This is a genomic window from Nostoc sp. UHCC 0251 (assembly GCF_034932245.1).
In the GTDB taxonomy this organism is placed as follows: Bacteria; Cyanobacteriota; Cyanobacteriia; order Cyanobacteriales; family Nostocaceae; genus Nostoc.
Window position 1 is genome coordinate 1 of record NZ_JAYGHD010000354.1, and the last position, 20,583, is coordinate 20,583.

General features: G+C 40.7%; 16 protein-coding genes. 7 read left to right on the plus strand and 9 right to left on the minus strand.

Annotated elements, in window-relative coordinates:
* Window positions 1-140: 140 nt before the first annotated feature.
* Window positions 141-1,034: a pyridoxamine 5'-phosphate oxidase family protein gene (locus VB740_RS29900; RefSeq protein WP_323203469.1), complete on the minus strand. Its 894-nt coding sequence runs from the start codon at window positions 1,032-1,034 to the stop codon at window positions 141-143.
* A 218-nt stretch (window positions 1,035-1,252) separates the two neighbouring features.
* Between VB740_RS29900 and VB740_RS29905 the strand changes: the two genes are divergently transcribed.
* Complete coding sequence (locus tag VB740_RS29905) at window positions 1,253-4,954, plus strand: NB-ARC domain-containing protein (RefSeq protein WP_323203470.1); 3,702 nt, start codon at window positions 1,253-1,255, stop codon at window positions 4,952-4,954.
* A 270-nt stretch (window positions 4,955-5,224) separates the two neighbouring features.
* Window positions 5,225-6,082, plus strand: a complete 858-nt coding sequence (locus tag VB740_RS29910) for an oxidoreductase (RefSeq protein ID WP_323203471.1) — start codon at window positions 5,225-5,227, stop codon at window positions 6,080-6,082.
* 180 nt (window positions 6,083-6,262) lie between these two features.
* Here VB740_RS29910 and VB740_RS29915 read toward each other — a convergent pair whose 3' ends face one another.
* The 3 genes from VB740_RS29915 to VB740_RS29925 form a co-directional block, all read right to left on the minus strand.
* Window positions 6,263-8,416, minus strand: coding sequence for a peptidase domain-containing ABC transporter (locus tag VB740_RS29915; RefSeq protein ID WP_323203472.1), 2,154 nt, complete (start codon window positions 8,414-8,416; stop codon window positions 6,263-6,265).
* Complete coding sequence (locus tag VB740_RS29920; RefSeq protein ID WP_323203473.1) at window positions 8,413-9,345, minus strand: GNAT family N-acetyltransferase; 933 nt, start codon at window positions 9,343-9,345, stop codon at window positions 8,413-8,415. The genes VB740_RS29915 and VB740_RS29920 overlap by 4 nt, the downstream gene beginning before the upstream one ends.
* Window positions 9,346-9,438: 93 nt before the next feature.
* Window positions 9,439-9,597, minus strand: a complete 159-nt coding sequence (locus VB740_RS29925; RefSeq protein WP_323203474.1) for a hypothetical protein — start codon at window positions 9,595-9,597, stop codon at window positions 9,439-9,441.
* A gap of 339 nt (window positions 9,598-9,936) precedes the next feature.
* Here VB740_RS29925 and VB740_RS29930 point away from each other — a divergent pair, with 339 nt between their 5' ends.
* The 4 genes from VB740_RS29930 (at window position 9,937) to VB740_RS29945 (ending at window position 12,216) form a co-directional block, all read left to right on the plus strand.
* Window positions 9,937-10,182 carry a DUF4278 domain-containing protein gene (locus VB740_RS29930; protein ID WP_323203475.1) on the plus strand — a complete coding sequence of 82 codons (246 nt, stop codon included), beginning with the start codon at window positions 9,937-9,939 and terminating at the stop codon, window positions 10,180-10,182.
* Window positions 10,183-10,285: 103 nt separating this feature from the next.
* A complete protein-coding gene (locus VB740_RS29935; protein ID WP_323203476.1) occupies window positions 10,286-10,576 on the plus strand; it encodes a hypothetical protein in 291 nt (96 codons plus the stop codon).
* Window positions 10,488-10,853 carry a hypothetical protein gene (locus tag VB740_RS29940; protein ID WP_323203477.1) on the plus strand — a complete coding sequence of 122 codons (366 nt, stop codon included), beginning with the start codon at window positions 10,488-10,490 and terminating at the stop codon, window positions 10,851-10,853. The genes VB740_RS29935 and VB740_RS29940 overlap by 89 nt, the downstream gene beginning before the upstream one ends.
* Before the next feature lie 91 nt (window positions 10,854-10,944).
* Window positions 10,945-12,216 carry a hypothetical protein gene (locus VB740_RS29945; RefSeq protein WP_323203478.1) on the plus strand — a complete coding sequence of 424 codons (1,272 nt, stop codon included), beginning with the start codon at window positions 10,945-10,947 and terminating at the stop codon, window positions 12,214-12,216.
* A gap of 66 nt (window positions 12,217-12,282) precedes the next feature.
* Here VB740_RS29945 and VB740_RS29950 read toward each other — a convergent pair whose 3' ends face one another.
* Together VB740_RS29950 and VB740_RS29955 are read right to left on the minus strand one after the other, a co-directional pair.
* Window positions 12,283-12,579 carry a type II toxin-antitoxin system RelE/ParE family toxin gene (locus tag VB740_RS29950; protein ID WP_323203479.1) on the minus strand — a complete coding sequence of 99 codons (297 nt, stop codon included), beginning with the start codon at window positions 12,577-12,579 and terminating at the stop codon, window positions 12,283-12,285.
* The gene (locus tag VB740_RS29955) at window positions 12,576-12,842 is read right to left on the minus strand and encodes a ribbon-helix-helix domain-containing protein (RefSeq protein WP_323203480.1); all 267 of its coding nucleotides are present in this window, start codon (window positions 12,840-12,842) and stop codon (window positions 12,576-12,578) included. Before VB740_RS29955 ends, VB740_RS29950 begins: the two co-directional genes overlap by 4 nt.
* Before the next feature lie 238 nt (window positions 12,843-13,080).
* Here VB740_RS29955 and VB740_RS29960 point away from each other — a divergent pair, with 238 nt between their 5' ends.
* Window positions 13,081-14,238: a PD-(D/E)XK nuclease family protein gene (locus VB740_RS29960; RefSeq protein WP_323203481.1), complete on the plus strand. Its 1,158-nt coding sequence runs from the start codon at window positions 13,081-13,083 to the stop codon at window positions 14,236-14,238.
* A gap of 63 nt (window positions 14,239-14,301) precedes the next feature.
* Here the strand turns inward: VB740_RS29960 and VB740_RS29965 are convergent, their stop codons facing one another.
* The 3 genes from VB740_RS29965 to VB740_RS29975 form a co-directional block, all read right to left on the minus strand.
* Window positions 14,302-17,889: an AAA-like domain-containing protein gene (locus tag VB740_RS29965; protein WP_323203482.1), complete on the minus strand. Its 3,588-nt coding sequence runs from the start codon at window positions 17,887-17,889 to the stop codon at window positions 14,302-14,304.
* 456 nt (window positions 17,890-18,345) lie between these two features.
* Window positions 18,346-19,230 (minus strand): DUF2382 domain-containing protein, encoded by an 885-nt coding sequence (locus VB740_RS29970; RefSeq protein WP_323203483.1) that lies wholly within the window; start codon window positions 19,228-19,230, stop codon window positions 18,346-18,348.
* Between the two features lie 223 nt (window positions 19,231-19,453).
* The gene (locus tag VB740_RS29975) at window positions 19,454-20,368 is read right to left on the minus strand and encodes an S-layer homology domain-containing protein (RefSeq protein ID WP_323203484.1); all 915 of its coding nucleotides are present in this window, start codon (window positions 20,366-20,368) and stop codon (window positions 19,454-19,456) included.
* Window positions 20,369-20,583: the final 215 nt, after the last annotated feature.

Genomic DNA, 20,583 nt, shown 5'->3' on the forward strand with positions numbered 1-20,583 from the left:
TTTTCAGTATTTATATATCTTAACATACCGGACTTTTTTGATGCCTATCTACTTAGAAATTTTTCGAGTATTACATCAATCAAGAGATATTGAAGGCGAGTTTTCTTAATTTAATTTACTTGCTAATTTATTTATGCACATTATGGATTCACAGGAGAATATTCGCCAAAGCGCCAACGCCTAGAACACGCATTTCTAATTTCCAATACCTGCTCAATATTAAACTCTACTAAACGTTGCGCCCCAGCAAACTCACTTAATCTTTCTATATCCCAAATTACCTTTGCTTTACCAGTTAATTGTAATGTGTGACCTTGTTCAAAATCGATAAAGAATAAACCTGCCTTGGGATTTACAATCAAGTTACCGAAGGTCTGGAACATATTATTACCAGAGTAATCAGGAAACACAAGCTTATTACTATTCACAAGTTGCACAAATCCCGGAAGTCCTCCTCTGTGGGAAGCATCAGCCCCACTTTCAGGATGATAACTAGCGATAAAAAAGGTATCAGCTTGAGTTATCCAAAGTTGATTTGTCTCGCTCAAAGCATCTCTGATAAAAGTTTCAGGTTGTTCTAGTGAATCAATTACAGTTTTTTCTATGTGACGTATCTGAATATATTTAGGACAGTTAAAAAATACCTGCTGAATTTGTACTTTTATGTTCTCCTGATTTACCTCTGCTTTCCCATTCAAACGCAAACGTTTACGATTTGCCAAATCAATTACTAATAGCCCAATATTATTGTTATTTTGCAGATTTTGGTGTAATGGGTCAGTTTGTATGGGAGTAGCATTAATCTGTATGATTTGCGTGTTTAAGACCTCTACAAAACCAGGTTTTCCTGTTAATAAAGAAGCCCAGACTCTAGCTTTGCTATCAACTGTACTAGCAATTGCTAATTGTTGCGTATGCAGGAATTCTTGGGCAGATGGTTTGATTGTACTACTAATAACATTACACAGACGTTGCGCCTCTTCTCGCACTCCCGCCTGAGTTTGGACGGTAATTTCTCCAGAATGGAAAGACATAGGATTAGTTCGTAATTAAGAAATGACATTGTATAATTTTTATACATTTATTTAATATTCGTTATATAATCTCAAATTTTCAAGATCAGTTTTGGTGTTACGGCAACAAGAATAAATGATCTTGGCGATCGCAAAATTTTATGCTATTGCAAAAAACCTTGTCATTCTGCAACTATATATATAAATGATTGAGGTATAGTAGGATTCGCTTAAAAATTGTGGCTACTCTCAAAGCTTCTCCACAGGGACTCGCAAGCATTAAACAAGCTAGAAGTGAAAAGGCTTGGTCTGTTGATGATTTTAGATGGATAGAATTAGCCAGTGAAGTTTTAGGTGTCTCTTGGCAAGAACATGGTGTTCTCGCTGTTGGTGTATCAGAAGGAACATGGAAACGTTTCTTAGCCGGAAAGCAAGCAATTAATGCTGAGGCATTTAAAGCCTATTGTCAGGTGCTTGGGTTGAATTGGGAAGAGGTGGCACAAGAGAAGGCAGGAGGCAGGAGGCAGATCGCTGAGAAGGCAGAGGGAGACAAGGAGGACGAGGGGACAAGGGGACAAGGAGAATTTTTGCTATTTCCCTCTTTTGTAGCAGATTGGGGGGAAGCACCTGATGTATCAATTTTTTACGGTCGTTGTGAAGAACTGGAGACTGTTAAGCGATGGGTGACGCAGGACAACTGTCGCCTATTGACGTTGCTGGGGATGGGTGGGATTGGAAAAACAACGCTTTCTGTCAAGCTGGCGCAGGAAATTATTGGGAGTAGAAGGGACAATGGGACAAGGGGAGAAGGGGGACAAGGAGGAATTTTATCTTCCTCATCCCCTGTTCAATACATAATTTGGCGCAGTCTCCGCAACGCGCCGCCGGTGGAAGATATTTTGGCTCAATTGATTCAGTTTGTATCTGAACAGCAAGAAACAAGTTTACCAAATCAGTTAAACGGGAGAATCTTGCTTTTACTCAAGTATTTACGTTCGTCGCGCTGTCTAATTATTTTGGATAATGCTGAGTCAATTTTACAAGCAGGCGATCGCACTGGTCGTTATCGTACTGGATGTGAAGGTTACGGTCAACTCCTGCAATGTGTAGCCGAAACTTCTCATCAAAGTTGTTTAATACTTACTTCGCGGGAAAAACCCCAAGGACTCGCTAAGTATGAAGGGGAGAGTTTGCCAGTGCGTTCTCTACAACTTATAGGTTTACAAGAAAAGGAAGGACGGGAATTATTTAATGTTAAAGGTAAATTTACAGCTTCCCCAGACCAATGGCAAGTTTTAGTTTCCCGCTATGGCGGTAATCCTTTAGCTCTGAAGATTGTAGCCTCTTCTATCCATGATTTTTTTGATGGCAATGTTGCCCAATTTCTGGAAATTTCTCAGCAAGGTACATTTATCTTTGACGATATTCGTGACCTGCTTGACCAACAGTTCCATCGTCTCACAGCTTTGGAACGAGAGATTATGTACTGGTTAGCAATCAACCGCGAACCCATTTCTTTAGGAGATTTACAAGCAGATTTTGTGGCTCATGTTCCACCCCGCGAATTGCTAGAATCACTCTCGTCACTGCAAAGGCGTTCTGTAATTGAAAAAAATGCTGGTGGCTTTACTCAGCAACCTGTGGTGATGGAGTATGTCAGTAATCAGTTAATTGAGCAAGTTTGTGAGGAAATTAGGCAATGGGGAATAGAAAAGCAATCTTCTTCCCCTACTCCCTTATTTACAAGTCATACACTCATTAAGGCACAAGCTAAAGATTATGTACGGGAGACACAAATTAGTCTGATTCTTCAGCCCATTATCGATAAATTAATTACAGAACTGGGCTGTTTGGAAAATATAGCTGATTGTCTGGTTCATATTCTTTCTACCCTACGTAATAAGTCTCCTCAAGTAACGGGCTATGCTGGTGGCAATGCTTTGAATCTGCTACATCAAGCAGAAATTGACCTGACTGGCTTTGACTTTTCGGGTTTAACTGTTTGGCAAGCTTATCTTCAGGGCGTAAACCTGCATGATGTGAATTTTGCCGGCTCAGATTTATCTCGCTGTGTTTTTACTGAGACTCTGGGTAATATTTTGTCTGCTGCTTTTAGTCCAGATGGTGAACTTTTAGGAACCTGCGACACCGATTGTCATATTCGTGTATGGGAGGTGAAAACAGGTAAATTATTGCTGATTTGTCAAGGACACACTAACTGGGTGCGCTTTGTCGTGTTTAGCCCGGATGGTGAAATTTTGGCGAGTTGCGGTGCTGACCAGAATATTAAACTCTGGAATGTCCGAGATGGTGTTTGTATAAAAACGTTGACTGGGCATGAGCATGAGGTATTTTCTGTAGCGTTTCATCCAGAGGGTGAAACTTTAGCCAGTGCAAGCGGTGACAAGACGGTAAAACTTTGGGATATCCGCAGTGGTACGTGCTTGCAAACCCTTATAGGACATACAGACTGGGTACGTTGTGTTGCTTTCAGTCCAGATGGACAAACCTTAGCTAGTAGTGGTGCTGACCACACAGTTAAACTGTGGAATGTGCATCAGGGTAAATGTTTGAGAACTTTGCAAGCACATACTGGGTGGGTGCGTTCAGTGGCGTTTAGTTCAGATGGGCAAACTTTAGCTAGTGCAAGTGGCGATCGCACAATTAAAATCTGGAATTATCATACAGGTGAATGCCTGCAAACTTACACCGGACATACTAACAGCGTCTATTCTATTGCCTATAGTCCTGATAGTAAAATTTTAGTCAGTGGGAGTGGCGATCGCACTATCAAACTCTGGGATTGTCAAACCCATACTTGTATCAAAACTCTACATGGTCATACCAATGAAGTTTGTTCCGTCGCCTTTAACTCAGATGGACACACGTTAGTAGGCGTGAGTTTAGACCAAAGCGTGAGACTTTGGGATTCTCGTACTGGACAATGTTTAAAGACTTGGTACGGAAATACAGATTGGGCATTTCCTGTAGCTTTTAGTCCTGACGGGTTAATTTTAGCCAGTGGTAGTAATGACAAAACCGTTAAGCTATGGGATTGGCAGACTGGCAATTGCATTAGCAGCTTACAAGGGCATACAGACTTTATTTATGGACTCGCCTTTAGTCCAGACGGGCAAATTTTGGCAAGTGCGAGTACAGATTCTTCAGTAAGATTGTGGAACATCAGTACAGGAAAATGTTTCCAAATTTTACTCGGACATACAGATTGGCTATATGCCGTTGCTTTTCATCCCCAAGGTAAAATTCTTGCCACTGGTAGCGCAGATTGTACAGTCAAGCTATGGGATATTAGCACAGGTCAATGTCTCAAAACCTTAAGCGAACATAGCGATAAAATTCTAGGAATTGCTTGGAGTCCAGACAGACAAATGTTAGCTAGTGCCAGTGCTGACCAATCTGTAAAACTGTGGGATTATTGTAAAGGTGATTGCATCAACACATTACAAGGACACGATAGTCGTGTTTACTCAGTTATTTTTAGTCCCAACGGGGAAATTATCGCTACTTGCAGCACCGACCAAACAGTAAAAATATGGGACTGGAAAATAGGTAAATGTCTCAAAACATTGACTGGACATACCAATTGGGTATTTGCTGTTGCATTTAGTCCTGATGGTAAAACCCTTGCTAGTGCATCCCATGACCAAACTGTGAGAATTTGGGATGTGAATACAGACGAATGTCATCATATCTGCGTTGGGCATACACATTTAGTATCTTCCGTAGCTTTGAGTCCAAATGTGGAATTTGTCGCTAGTGGTTCTCAAGACCAAACTGTGAGAATTTGGGATGTGAATACAGGCGAATGTATCAGGATTTTGCGGGCGAAGAGACTCTATGAGGGGATGAATATTGCTCGTGTGAAAGGGTTAACTGATGCGACGATTTTGACGTTGCAATCTTTGGGTGCAGTGGGTTAACTTTTTCTACTAGATTGCTGGCGATATCTCATGACAAGCTGCGTTGCGTCTACGCCATCATAAATTGAACTTATATAGCAGTAGCCATCTATGTTCCCTGTTGCCCGTTCCCTAGAAATTAAAATATAATGTCCTAACCAATATGTCCGTTGCTATAAAATCGAAAAGTTCTACCAAAAGATAGATATTAGCTGCTTGACTTTGAGCCGTCTTAATTTGACAATACCAGTGTTTATACTCAGTCAAAAGCCACTTATTCTTTAAAGCTCTATGAGCAAAGTTTATTTGATCACCGGCACATCAACCGGATTCGGTCGCGCCCTAGCAGAGGCAGTTTTAGAGCGCGGCGACAAAGTTGTGTTGACGGCACGAAAACCCGAACAAGTTGAGCAATTGGCACAAGCTAACCAGGAAAATGCAATTGCCGTTCGGCTGGATGTAACAAACGCCCAGGAGCGAGACGCAGCTGTGAAAGCCACCTTAGAACGCTTTGGCCGCATTGATGTTCTCGTCAACAATGCAGGGCAAGGTTCTCTCGGTGCTTTAGAAAGTTTTTCATCCGAGCAGATCAGAAAACAGTTTGAAGTTAACTGCTTCGGCGTTATTGAAATGACACGCGCAGTTTTACCAGTGATGCGCCGCAAAAGATCCGGTCATATTGTCAATATTACTTCTATCGGTGGTTTGGCTTCGATAGGCGGATTTGCACTCTACTGCGCGACCAAATTTGCAGTCGAAGGTTTTGCTGAAGGCTTGCGTGATGAAGTTAAACCACTGGGTATTAATGTGACAATTGTCGAGCCGGGAGCGTTTCGTACCAACTTCGCCGGCGATGCCAATATGCAGCCAGAAACGGAAATTGATGATTACAAAGCAGTGATTGAGCCGATTAGAGAATATCTCTATGGCGGTAACGGCAAACAGCCGGGTGATCCGAAAAAGGCAGCACTGGCAATGATTCAAGCTATTGAATCGGAGAATCCACCACTGAGGTTGATACTCGGCTCGGATGCTTACGGTTTGTGGGAACAAAAACGGACAGAGGAACGTGAGGAATTTCAGTCTTGGAAAGAAATCGGAATTAATACTGCCTTTGAAGACGCGGTAGTTGCTCCCATTGGTGGGTAAGCTAATCCATCTTTCAGTTGTATAATATTTAGCCTTGATCAGCTCATTCTCAAGGTAAATCCATTTCTCATGGGTTCAGGTATTCCGCTTTTTTCTGAAGTAATTCAGCAAACTAATCTAGAACTGACTGATAGCAAGATATATAAAAATGGTGTCTTGTTACTTCATTATCAGGTGAAATTATAAACACATGCAAAACGCTGTATTAGGCAAATTAGCAGATTGGAAATATTCAGGTTTACCATTAAATTCCAATTTTCCTTGATTGAGCATCACCAACCAATCTGCACGCAGAATAACTTGGGGACGATGGCTAATGAGAATAGTAGTTTTGCCCCGACGATGATTTAATACGCGATCAAGTACTTCAGTTTCGGTAATGGGATCGAGATTAGCCGTAGATTCATCTAAAATCAGAATTGGTGGATTCTTTAAAATAGCGCGTGCGATCGCAATTCGCTGTTTTTGCCCACCAGAGATGTTTGCACCCACGACTCCCAAGATGGTTTCATATTGTTGGGGAAACTGGCAAATAAATTCATCGGCTCCTGCAACTCGGCAAGCTTCTATAATTTCTTCAATAGTGGCATTGGGGACACTCAGCCGGAAGTTATCAATAATGGAACGGTGTAAAAAGAAGCTATCTTGAGGGACGAGAACCACTTGCTGACGTAAACAATCGAGAGGTAAATCAGACAAAGCGCGATCGCCTATGAAAATTTCCCCAGAATTTAGAGAATAAAGGCGAGTGAGTAACTTAGCAATGGTACTCTTACCACAACCAGATTTACCCATAAGAGCGATCGCCTGACCACCAGGAATAGTCACGGATAAATTTTCTAGCAGTTTTAACCGACCAGGATAGTAAAAAGTCAGGTTTTTGAGTTGAATGTCGGCTGTATCTGACAAGTGAACCCAGGGTTTAGCCGCATCACCTTGATGTTCGGGGATATATTCAAACAGTTCAGCCAGTAAGCTGGTGATGGCTTTAATCTCCGTCCACTCGCTGATGAATTTAACAAATGCGATCGCAAACTGCAAAAAGCCTTCTTTCAAGCCGTAAATGGCAATTAACCTGCCAATGGTGAGGTGATCCTGAAAAACCAGCAAACTACCAAACCAAAGTAAGATAACTGTACCGACACCTGCGATCGCTTCGGAAACTGTCTGATTGCTAACATGGATTTTTGCTGCACGTAAGTTGTATTTTGATTCCCGTTCTGAACGCTCTTGAATTTCCGACCATAGTTGCGGTGCAGCTGCCATTGTTTTCAGGGTTAATGCTCCATTAAATGCTTCAGATAATACCCCAGCATTTTCACCCGCAACGGCAAAGGAACGGTTAGTTACTTGTTTAATTTTCGGTTGAAAAGCCAAGGTTGCGAAGATCATGGCAATGCCTAATCCTACAGTCACTAATCCCAACTGCCAGCTATAAACAAAAATAAAACTAACAGCAACCAAGCCAATAAAGGTTTTAATGGGTAACTCAATCACCAATTGAGAAATCAGCAAATTAATCTGTTGAATATCAGCCAAACGGCGAATTGCCGTACCACTGCGACGAGCTTCATGATAGGACAAAGGCAAATGCAGCACTTGTTTACCAAAATCCAGTTTTAATTCTTTCTGCAACTTTTCTGCAAATGCAGCCACCAAATTCGATTGCGTCCAAGTCAAACCACTATTCACTAGGGTTAACCCCATCACTCCCACAGCCACCAGAGTCAGCAGTTGACTATTATTTTCTACCAAAACTTGGTCGGTGAGGAATTGCAGCAACAATGGAGTAGCTAAAGCTAACAATCCCACCCCTAAATTTAAAGGTAGCAAAATCTGTAAAATTCCCCGTTGTTGCCAGAGACGATGCAGCAAACTGGCAAATGGATTAATCGGAGTTGGGTCTTCAGCTTGAGCTGCAAAACGCTGTGGTTCTGGTTCTAGCAATAACATCATATAGCCTTGCCAGTCCTTAAGGAGTTCTTGGCGGGTGAGATAGCGAATACCCATTGCGGGATCGGAAATTACAAACTTCCTCCCTTTTTGCCCGTAGAACACCACAAAGTGATAACCTTTCCAGTAAAGAATGGCAGGTAAAGTTAGCTCGTGCAGTTCGTCTAAAATGTCAGGGGATGCCTTAATCGCTTTCGTCTCAAATCCCAAAGCTTGTGCGCCATATTTCAACCCCAACATGGTAGTTCCCCCTTGCCGAGTGCCTACCAATTCTCGAATATAGTTAATTCTTAAACAGCGTCCATAATGTTTGGCGACAATAGCTAAACTCGCGGCTGCACAGTCTTCCCCACTATGTTGTCTTACCCAATGGTACTTCATGACAAAACCTTAGTTGCACTCCAGGCATAGCGAATCTCGTCCAAATATGGTTTGAGGCGACGATGAACAAACTTCACCATTGGGGTATTGTCTATATCCACCCGAAAAGTGCCTTTGGTATGGGGAAGATTCTCTACTTGTAGTTGAATTGCTCTAGCTAATAATAAGGTACTGCGGCTCAAAGGCTGAGATTTGGGATTTACAAACATTTGAGTATAGCGGATAGTATCAGGTGCAGTGCGATGGGTAATTATCCAGCCAACTACTTGATTCTTATAGCGTAAGCCCAAACTATTTAGGGGTTCTAGCTTCTTCTCTTCTGAAAATGGATTAAATCGACGCACCAAAGCATCAGTTTCTACTTGCTGTGCAATTTCTTCTCGTTCTTTATTTGTCAAAGTATTCCAAGGAAAAAGGCTGTAATCTGCTGGGAGATTGGCAAGTAAACGATCTAAATATTGCGTCAAGTGCGATTGCTTGGTTTGTTCAACTCGATCTGTGGAAGCGTAGCAGACCAAGGCTGTAGCTTTGGGTGTAGACCATTTTTGATGGCTGAGAATACCTTCCAAAGCCGGAGAATTAGAACTTGTGAGATAGTTAATCTCCATTTCAGTACAGCCTCGGTGCTGAAGTTCTGTTTCCATTCGCGCCATTAATGCTGTACCCACACCCTGGCTACGATGGGTAGGGACAACAAATAAAGAAAGTATTTGCCCATAAACTTGTGGACTATAACGAGCTAAAGCTAACCCAATGGGATTTCCTGCTAACTCAACCCCAATGCCCACAACAGGGACATCGGGTGTCAAGTTCTGCAACAGGGAACGGAAGTGGGAATAGGTAAATTCCTGATAAACAGAGGCATTGGTTGTATCAATCAAAGTCAATTGATATAATTGCACCGTGTCAGCGTATTGAGTGTTACCCATATTCTTTACTCCCGTTCCTATTGACTTATCAGAGTTCACATCATCATGTACTTTTGCAGTCAAACTGCTTCAGTCTCTACTGCAATGACTGAGTTACTTGACATGAATTGAAATACCCCTATTACGTCCAATCAAATTTCCACCTCCGCAAACAACCTCTAATTCTGAGTCGTTAAGTTCTGGGTACTTAACAGTATTTTGGCTATTGATTTTGGTGTTTTTATTGGAATTATTTACAGATTGAGTATTCATGATTAACATCCTAATTTGAGTTATTTCGGCTTGTTGAAGCTTGATTTATTCTGCTTCACAATTACCATAATGGAATGAGAGCAAATAATTGTCGATACAGAAAAACTAAGGACTTATCTGGCTTAACTGACTTAACTTAATTGGGTGAAACAGCAATCAACTGCACCTGTAGCTGAGAAAGAGGGCGAAAAGTTAAGTAAATCGACTCTGTGCTAAATCCTTAACTTTTATACATCGACATTAATTTCTAGAAATCCTATAAATAACTCATTGCTGAAACACAAAATCAAATGTTGCAGCAAAACAGCATTTCATTCACTTACAATGAGGTTTAAGAAAATGGAAATAAATGATCAATTATTACCCTATGAATGTAATTATTCTTTATCTAAAGAAACGGAAGCAAAAGTATCTTTAAAGTATCGTGGTGCTGCTTACAATATTAACTGTTCAGTTGTTAACCAAAATATCAAAACAGATCAAACTCTAATTTATCGTGGCGCACTTTATATTAAAAATAAAGTTATATCTACAATTTCCCAACCACGGAGAAGTTTAAAATATCGGGGTGTGATTTACTCTTAATTTTTCTTAAAATCCACAAATTAAAACTAAATGTAACGCCGCTTCTACAAAGGCGGTGGTATTCCCTATTCTGCCTAAATTTGATAATTACAAGGATACGCAAATGGCTACTTTCACCGTTATTACATTAAATAATGTTGTTAGTTCCACCGATGGGCTGTTAAGTTTACGAGAAGCGGTAACAGCCGCAGAAGCCCTACCTGGAACTGATACGATCGCTATTAATGGCAGTGTTCTCTTAAATAGTCCAATTGTCATCAGACAAGGCAATAGCATTAACTTTCAGGGCAATGGGACTAGCTCTAGTGGCTTCAATGGACAGGGGCGCACTTCCTTATTTCTCATTAATAACAGCACTGTTACATTTAATAATTTACACCGATCGCCACATTGATACAGTAATATATCGCCAAGGTGATGGCAGTGATGTTATCCATCAGTTCCGGGGTGGTGCTGGCGGCGATTTATTGCAGTTTGAAGGTATTGATGCGATCGATGTAGTGGTGCATGGCCGCAATACCTATTTCCACTTAGGTGACGGCGTGACTGGAAATACTGGATTTGGTTCAGGTGAGTTATTAGCCGAGTTACGCGGTGTAACTGGTTTCACCTCAGATAATCTCGCTTTGAATTTAGCAACCGACAATACTGCACAGTTTTTATTTGCATAAACTACGAATTGCAGAAGTGCGTAGATCAGTGTTTGTATCAATATAAAATTTGCAGACTTACAAAGTTAAGTAATTTATTCTTGCCATAAGAATGACTAACGTTGTTAATACAACCTCACAAAATAGCCATATCCTCAATGATTACCTGCAAGCATTACTAGCAATTGAGGAGACAAAATCAGACTTATCTCCACAGCAAATCTTAGCTGTTTTGTTGACGCGGGATGCAGTTCATGCAGAAATCATGTTGAAGGTAGCTCAAATACCTCCAGATGAAGTTACCAAACTCATGGAGTTGGATAGACGATTGAAAGCCCAAGCCAACAAGATTGTCAAAGCCGGGCAACTGAAAGACTGGCGCAGTAGCATCCATCCTCCCGCAGAAGCTTGGTGGTGGTTTTTGGAATCGGATGAATCAGATCCTTGGACTCGTTTTGATGCGATTTGGGATGGACTGACAACTATTAATTTAACGGCTGTAGTCAGTTTTTTAGCCACTTTCAGTTCACAATTTATTGTCAGTGGTTTGGATTTGCTGACAACTTTTGGATTAGTGGGGAATGGGGCGATCGCACTACTAGTTTTTGGCAGTTTAACCCAATCCGGGCGAGAGAAGTTACAAAAACTGTTGCATCAACTGAAGTTACCTGAGCGTTACTGTAGTGAAGTATCTTTCGGTATTTCGGCACTGTTATTACTAGGAGCGATTTATTTGCAAAATTCATTACCCCAGTTAGGTAAATACTACTATCATCTTGGGTTACAGAGTTTTGCCAAAGCTGAATTTACCGAGGCGAAAAAGGATTTAAAGCAAGCGATCGCATTTGATTCTGGTAATTTTGATGCTCATCTTCTTTTGGGTAAAACCTACGAGAATTTGGAGAATTTGCCCAACGCCCGGACTCATTATATGCAGGCTTTACCCGGTAATAACGCTGAGACTTACAATAATCTGGGTCGCTTGTATCTTGGCGATCAAGATTACTTGACGGCGGAAAGCTTCTTTTTGCGCGGTTTAGATTTAGTTAAAGCTGATAATTTTCCGATCAGATACTCCTTATTAACAAATCTCGGTTGGGTGGAAATAGAGCAGAATCGTTATTCACAAGCGCGAAAAAATTTGGTAAGTGCGATCGCGCTGAACCAAAAACAACCCAGTAATCAACAGCGATGGGAAGCGAATTGTATATTTGCCAAGGTACTGGAAATCAAAAAGGATAGAAAAAGTGCGATCGCTCAATCTACAACTTGTGTAAATAATGCCTCTAGCTACACCACATTTGATTACCGTTGGGTGATTCTAGCAAGAAGGCGGCTAGAATCTGTCGGAACGGAAGGTGGAAATTTTAAGCAAAAGCGATAGGTATTGACATTGATAATATGTAGAATTTGATTTTTATTGATCGCGTATAAAAATTGATATTGATCCTTATTCATTCTCAAATAGTGATTTTAAATTGCGTCTGCCGCTAACAACCCTGACAATTTCAATACCATTATTTTTAATTTGATAAAATATTATATAACCATCTAGTGGAATACCTCGTAGGCCAAGACGTAATTCTTCATATTGTCTTCCCATGAGACGAAAGCTAACAAGTTGTTTGCATTTTTGATTAAACTCTCGTAGCAATCGTTCCCCAGATTCAACATTTTCGGCTGCGAAGTATTCAGAAATTTCTCGCAAATCACGAGAAGCGGGTAATGAAATAATATACTGACTCATTTTTCAGACTCTTTCACCTGTTGTAAATTTGTCAGCAGTTGATTAACAAAAGTCTCACCGTCAATTCCTTCACCACGTTCTAATGATGCTATTCCTTCATCAACAAGAGTACGAGTTTCATCAAGCCATACTTGATACGATAGGTTTTCTTGTTCTAAAAGGGATAATGCAGCTTGAATCACTTCGCCTACATTGCTAAATTTGCCTGTGGCTAGTAAATTTTGAATGATTTGTTCCTGTTCTGAAGTTAGTATAATACTCATATTTGCTCTGCCTAGCTATTTCTATGATACAGCTCCAAAACTGCTCACAACTTCTCAACCAGGATTGAACATTTAAAAGGCGATGTCTACGACGGGCTACGCCTACGCAAGGGTCAGCATAGCATTCGGATTAACGATCAATACCGGATTTACTTCGTGAGTGGAGTGCGATCGCCTGACGACATTACTTAGCCTGTATGTTATGCTAGACACCTTTAAATCTATGGAGAATACAGGCGTGTCAGATAGCTTGTTTAGCGCATTGCGTAAATATCCCAAAAGCCAAGAACTTGATCCTATTGAGAATTTTATTACTGAAGGTTTTGCTTGGCTTTTAAGAAATAAAGAGTTGCTTGCTCGTGAGTTTATAGATTATCTCAATCAAAAATTACCAGAACCTCTTCCTTTAACTCACATATTACCTGAGTGGAAAACACAACATACATTTCCTGGTGGACAAATAGATATGGTGGCAGATTTTGGTCAATTTGCCTTGATATTTGAACACAAGATATGGTCATATTTAAGTCCAGGTCAATTAGATAAATATCGTGAATATGCAGAAACTAACTTAAAATGGTCACAAAAATATAAATTAATTCTAATTACTGGATTAACTCGACAACATGAACAACAGCCTGATTTAGCTCTGACTTGGAGTGATGTATATAAGTTTTTGAAACATTGGTTAGAAACAAAATCAGAGGATAGTCTAGTTCATGATTTTATAGATATGCTTGCAGAGGAAAATTTAGGACCAGCAGCACCAGTATCTTATGAAAGTATAGTTTCTTATTTACCTGCTCAATCACTACTACCTAACCTAAAAAACATGACATTACGTGCTGCTGAAGCTGATTGGCGTTGGGTATCCGAAAAAATTGGATTTAACAAAGATGCACCTATTCCTTGCGTGCCAGTAAAAATTGAAGATAGACGATTAGGTTTAGATATTTTAGGTGGTTGGTTTCCGGGTATAATAGTTGGTACTATTTTAGATCCTGATGTTTTTAATGTACAACCTTTAAGTTTACATTTAGGCTTAGATTTTGGTTTGATTTTAGGTTTTAATATACAACGATGGCAGCAATTTGAAGCAGATTTTTTTAATTCTGATGAATATACTAAACTGCGCTCAAGATTGAAAGAGAATTCTGGTACATGGGATTTTCACGATCACAGATTTGAAGTACGGAGCCCAAATCGTTGGCATCATCTACATTTAAGAAAACCTCTAGCTGAGGTCTTACGAGGTACTATAACCTTTGATGATCAAGTTGAAAGATTTATTTCTCAAGGTCGTGAAGTTATTGAATTGCTGCTTGCTGGTGGTGAATTAGAAGCTTTAACAAAACGACTTCATCCTATTGCTAGAAATAGTATATCTCCTGTTTAGTAAGTTGTTATGAGGCGATCGCAGACCTTGTAAACTGGAGGAGCGATCGCTCCATCTGCTAAATTAAGGAGAGTTTTTGGTAATGCGATGTCTACGACGGGCTACGCCTACGCACAAACCCCTTTCATCTTCCTTAATATCTGCATTATTGAGCAAATAATCCCTCACGCAATTACAAGCCTGCACCAACAATTTCTCTGGACTGGAATCAAAATCTAAATTCCAAAGAGTGACTTTACCCAGAGAATCTGAAGAAGCCAAAACCTGGTCATCTGGGCTGAAACTCACGCTTTTAACCCCAGTATCCAGTCCTGCAAGGGTTTGCAGCACTTCTCCCTTACGGTTCCACAGCTTAACTGTCATATCTTCACTAGCTGTAGCAATCGTCTCTCGATTTGGGCTAAAACTGACAGCATTCACCTCGCCTCTATGTCCCCGCAAAGTCAATAGTTCTTTCCCCTGTCGGTTCCAGAGTTTCACAGTTTTATCTTTACTGGCGGTAGCGATAATCTGACTATCAGGACTGAAACTTACAGCCTGTATCCCTGCTTGATGTCCTGTGAGGGTAACTAGTTCTTGACCCTGAAGATTCCAGAGTTTAGCACTTCCATCTTCACTTGCGGTAGCAATGGTTTTACCATCGGGGCTGAAAGTTGCGCTTCTCACACCAGCTTGATGTCCGTGCAAAGTCATGATTTCTTTACCATTCAAATTCCACAGTTTAACTGTTGTATCCCAGCTAGCACTAGCAATGGTTTTACCGTCGGGGCTGAAAGTTGCGCTTCTGACATCTGCTTGATGTCCGTGCAAAGTCGCTATTTCTTTTCCAGATAAATTCCACAGTTTGACGGTTTTATCTCGACTGGCGGTAGCGATAATTTGTCCATCAGGGCTGAATTGCAGACTTCTGAGGGTATCGCTATGACCGTTAAGTGTTACTAGTTCTTGTCCTTGGCGATTCCAGAGTTTCGCCATTGTGTAACGACCAGTTGTACCCAAAATTTTACCATCAGGGCTAAAACTAATAGTTCCTGCCGCAGCTTCACCAAGATTGAAACTTAGGGATTGGAATTTTCCGGCTTCCCCGTTATCCATATTCCATAATCTCACAGTTCCATCTTCGCCACTGCTGGCTAGAAGTTTTCCATCTTTGCTTAAATTTACACCCCAAACAGCATCAGTATGTCCTCGCAACACTTGCAATTCCTCGCCTTTGCGGTTCCAAAGTCGGATGGTTTTATCCCAGCTGGCTGTGGCTATAGTTTGACCATCGCGGCTGAATACTGCACTCGCAACAGTATCAGTATGACCACGCAGTGTCGCCAGTTCTTTCCCGTTTAAATCCCAAATTTTTGCAGTCTTGTCTAGACTTGTCGTCACCAGGTTTTTGCCATCCCGGCTGAAATTAACATACATCACCCAATTGTCATGCCCTCCCAGGCTCAACAATTCTTTGCCATCCCAACTCCAAACCTTTGCTGTACCATCGCGACTGGCGGTAGCAATCATTTGTCCTTTGGGGCTGAAATGAATGGCGACGACTGGGGCTTTATGGGTACGGAAAGATTTTAACTCCTGTCCTTGTAGGTTCCAGAGTCTCATGGTGCCATTCCATTCCATTGATGCCACTGTCTTGCTATCGGGGCTAAATCCGACACAGGCTACCCAATCTTGATTATTTAAGGTGACAATTTCTTTACCATCCTCAACACGCCATACTTTCACGGTTTTATCTCGACTGGCACTAACCACCATCTTACCGTCAGGACTAAAATTCACACTCCATACTGCATCTGTATGACCGCGCAGAGTGTGCAATAATTTACCATCACGTTGCCAAATTTTCACGGTTTTATCCCAACTGGCGCTGGCGAGTTTTTGCCCATCGGGGCTAAATTTAACTCTTGTGACTACATCCCCATGACCTACTAAACGGTTGCGTTCGCGTACCCAGTAGAGAGACTGGCGTAAGGTCTTTTCTACTTGCACTTTTAAATCTGTATCTGCATTGTTCCAGCCCATCTGGTTTAACTTGATACCAGCCTTGAGGCTTTCAAGCAAAGCATCAAAGGTATTATGGGACTCAAAAGCTGTTTCTGATGAGAGAGTTAAGGCTTTAATCTCACCCAAGCTTACTTGTCGCTTTTGTTGTGCGGTTTGCCATGTAAGTAAACCTGAAATTCCCAAGAGAGTTACAGCGACAACAGACAGCACTGATAACCCCATCATTCCCCGGCGAATCGTTTGTTTCGCTTGCTGTTCGGCGTTGAGGAGAATTTGGTTTGCTTGTTGAGATGCAATTAACGCACTTTGTACTTCGCGTTTTTCTAGTTCCTCGCTAGCGGCTAAAAAACGATAATCCATGTTACTCAAACTTTTGCCTTTCGCCCAAGCTTGAGCATCTTTGAGGGCTTGTCCTCGTAGCAGGTTGGTTTCATCCTGGTAATTTGAGGCTACCCAAGCGTTAATTAAATCTGCGTAGGGACGTAACTTTTTTAATTGCTTTTCTACCCACTCTAAATTAAAAACTTCTTGATATATGCGATTGTAAACTTGTAAGCTACCTTGTTTTTTAACAACTAACCCCGATAAAAGCAATTCGATTTTTTCTGGTGAATCATCGGCTGGCACACCACCGTTTTGTAAGATTTGCAGATAAAGCCCTAATAGTCTGCTTGCCCGTTGTTCGTTGCACAGTAATCTGTCGCGGATGGTTCTTAAATGCGGTGGTTCATCCAGGGAAGCCCAGTTATCTATGATATGCGATCGCACTATAGCAGATACTTGATCGGCGATCGCTTCGCTTGGGGTCAATATCTCCTGCATCAGTTTCTTGAGGAAAGGGGATTCTATGGCAGAAAGGTTTCCCTGTTCTCCTATTCCCCCATGCCAATGCTGTGTAACTAATTGACAAAGTTTTTGAGTTAAAAATGGTTGACCTCCAGTCCAAGCCAGTATTTCCTTCAGTGCTGCTTGGGGATTTTCTACTTTATGCGCTAACCCTATTTCTAATGCTTGAACTTCTGAAATATTGAACCCATTTAACTCAATTGCTCGTCCAATATTAAACGGTGTACGAGTTTTATCTATAATTAAATCTGAAGGTGTAGCTACTCCCAACAGCGCAAAAGTAAAACGCTTATGTTCGTGGCAACAACGAATCAAAGCAAAAAAATCATCTGTATTAAATGGTAAGCTGATAGTACTATCAATTTCATCAAAAAAAATCACAATCTGCTGCTGAATCAAGTCAGGTAAAACAGATTGTAATAATTCAGCCAAGCGACCAACTGGCGATAGGTCTTGTCTTTCTCCTAACCAATTACGGACATTAATTTCAGTAGAAAGCCGAAAACTCCGCACCAGCCGCATGATGATGTCTGCATACCACTGGTCGGCGGTAATGTTGCTATTGCCAATTCCTGACAGGTCAACCGTTGTGCAAGCAATTCCATCCTCTTGCAGTCGTTTAGCCACCTGTACTCGCAAGCTAGATTTGCCCATTTGACGACAGTTGAGAACGTAACAAAACTCACCTGCCTTTAATGCATTGTAGAGTTCTTCGTCTGCCTGTCTTACCACATAGCTGGGTGCATCAACTCTGAGGCGACCGCCAACTTGATATTCATAGGATGAAGTCAGTTTTTGCACGGATATTCCTGCCTTACAAATCTGAAATTTTGCGATGGATCACAAAGTTGACTGTAATATTTATATAGGTTCTAGCCGTCACTGTCGATGTAGAAAAGTTAAGGACTTTCCTGACTTAACTTTTGATTTACAATTTTGTTATTGAACATTGCTTTCATCACAATCACTATCATGGGCTGGTTTTCGTTGCCCTGGAGGATGTGGTGAAAGTATTTTGCTGTTCTTGAATCAAAAGCAGCATCCTAGCCGAGCAACAAGTAGCAGAGTATTCTCAACAACAGGAATTAATTATGCGTTACCTGAAACCCTTGTAGAGACGTTGCATTGCAACGTCTCTACAATCATTTTCACCAGATGTCTATTGTATACCGCACATTGCGATGTTAAAAATTGCCCCGCACTTTGAAAAGCTAAGTAAGTGCGGGGATATTTCATTAACAGTTATCTCAAAGCCATTTAGCTTTTTCTCTCATGCAATCGCTCATCATTCGTATTAATGTCTAATTCCTCACGACGAACAGTACCTTCGGCTTCAACTGTATCCTGTTCAACTACTTTCTTAATTTTCACTTCCTCGCGCAAAACAGCTTCCTTCTGAATATCAGGGGTTTCTTCATAAAGATCCATCCGAGTAACTTCTCCTTCACGGAAGTTAGCTTCAGTAGGCGATACAGTTCTACCAGCTTCGTTTGGAGTAGTACGTTCAATGATTACACGTTCTTTTTCAACTGGTACAGAAACTCTTGCCGTCTGAGTTTCAACGTATTTGCCAACAGATACTTCTCCTGTCTTAGCACGAGATTTATTGGCAACTAAACGTTCTTCGTATAGTTTTAGATTTTGATGATCCTGCTGATTCATATCGTAAAGATTTGGTTCATCTTCATACGTATATGTATTGCGATCGCTAGAGGCTGGTGGAGCATCTACAGGTATCGATGTCTCTACAGGTGTTGAGGTACTTAAAGGTGCTTGTCTTACTGGAGTACGATAAACTCCACGCACCCGTTCCTCATAATCGTAATCAACATGTTCCAAATCATTAAAATCTGGTAAATTTTCTACTTGCTCCTTCGTCAGCCCAATAGCATACACGCGTCTATTGCTATAGCTTATTCGGGAACGCCCAATTGGTAACAATACTTGTCTACCAAAGAACCAAAAACCTGTGTCAACAACTAAATAGCGAAAATGACCCGAATCATCCACCAAGATGTGTTTGACAGTCCCAACTTTATCGTCATTTATATCTGAATAGACATCAAAGTCCTTCACTTCATAGCTATCAAAATCTTCATCACTATAGTTACCAGCAAAGTCTTCGAGTTTATATAAAGCCATATTATTTTTCCTCCTACATCTATATTTACAATTGTAAAGTTATAATTTTTTACTCCTTCTTTCTCAAGAAAGATATTAATCTCTAAAAAATTATTACTGTTAAATTAATTGTTTAAAAAAATCGGGTTAATCAAACCAAAAGTAAACCTCTGCATAAGATTATAGAGGTTTATAACTAAGTTTTTAGACCTGAAATCAGCAAAAATTTCGGAGAAATTCGCACTTATTGAGCATTTTGTTTGTTGAGCGGAGTACGAACAATATACTGATTAGCAGGTAAATTAATAGCAACTGGTTCTATCTTTCCTTGGAAAACTAAAGTTTGATAAACTAAAGCTGTAATCTCTCCTCTAGTTGCAGGTTTACTTGGATTAAGAACTTTAGGATTTGGATAGTTGACTACTATATTTGCTTTAGTTGCGGCTGCTACATCTCCAACTGCATATTGCGGAATATTATTAGCATCTGCGTAAGTGTTAGTAATAATAAATGACGCAGGACGGTTAGGATTTACAGGATTAGCTGCTACGGCTGGGGTTTTTGATATTAATAAAGGCTGCATTAAAATACTAAATGCAAACGGCATAAAAATACGTCTTTTTACAGGTTTTTGTGTGGTTTTTTGAGGAACTACTCTCTGCGTGACTGTGGGTACACTAACTGCTGATCTACCAGTAGTTAGATTCAGACCTTTATTTAAAGCAACTATAGCCTCAACCTTAGAAACCGATTGATTGGGACGAAAGTATCCACCAGGATAACCCGACATAAATCCTTGTTGATATGCTTCTTCAATGGGACGAGTAGCCCAATAGTTTGTAGGAACATCTTTATATACAGCACCACTTTGTATCTGGCGAGTTGGTGGTTGGTCAAAAGCTTTACGAATAATTGCTGCAAACTCATCTCGGTCTACTGGTTGTTCTGGTCGAAATGTACCATCAGGATATCCAGTTACAATATTTCTTGCAGCTAAACCTCGAATAAATGGCTGTGCCCAATAATTAGGTTGAACATCACTAAAGGTAGTTGTAGGGGATGATTGAGCATAGCTATCTAATGCTCCAACTGCTAGTACTGTTAAATTTAAAGTTAGTAAAGATACACCTGCTGACACTAACTTAGTTAACTGTGTCATGATCCATGCCCCCTATTTTTTCAATTATTTATTATTTCTAATACTTCAATAGTTATTAACAAATAGTGGAGATTTAGTGGAGAAGTTTCTCCTACAGAGGAAAATACTACTAAAGACTGACTATGCTTATTACTTTAGATATATCTGAATGGCACACTTGTTAAGCTGAAAGCTCGTCTGGGCTGGGTGTTGGGTGTTGGGTTGCAGGTTCGGGA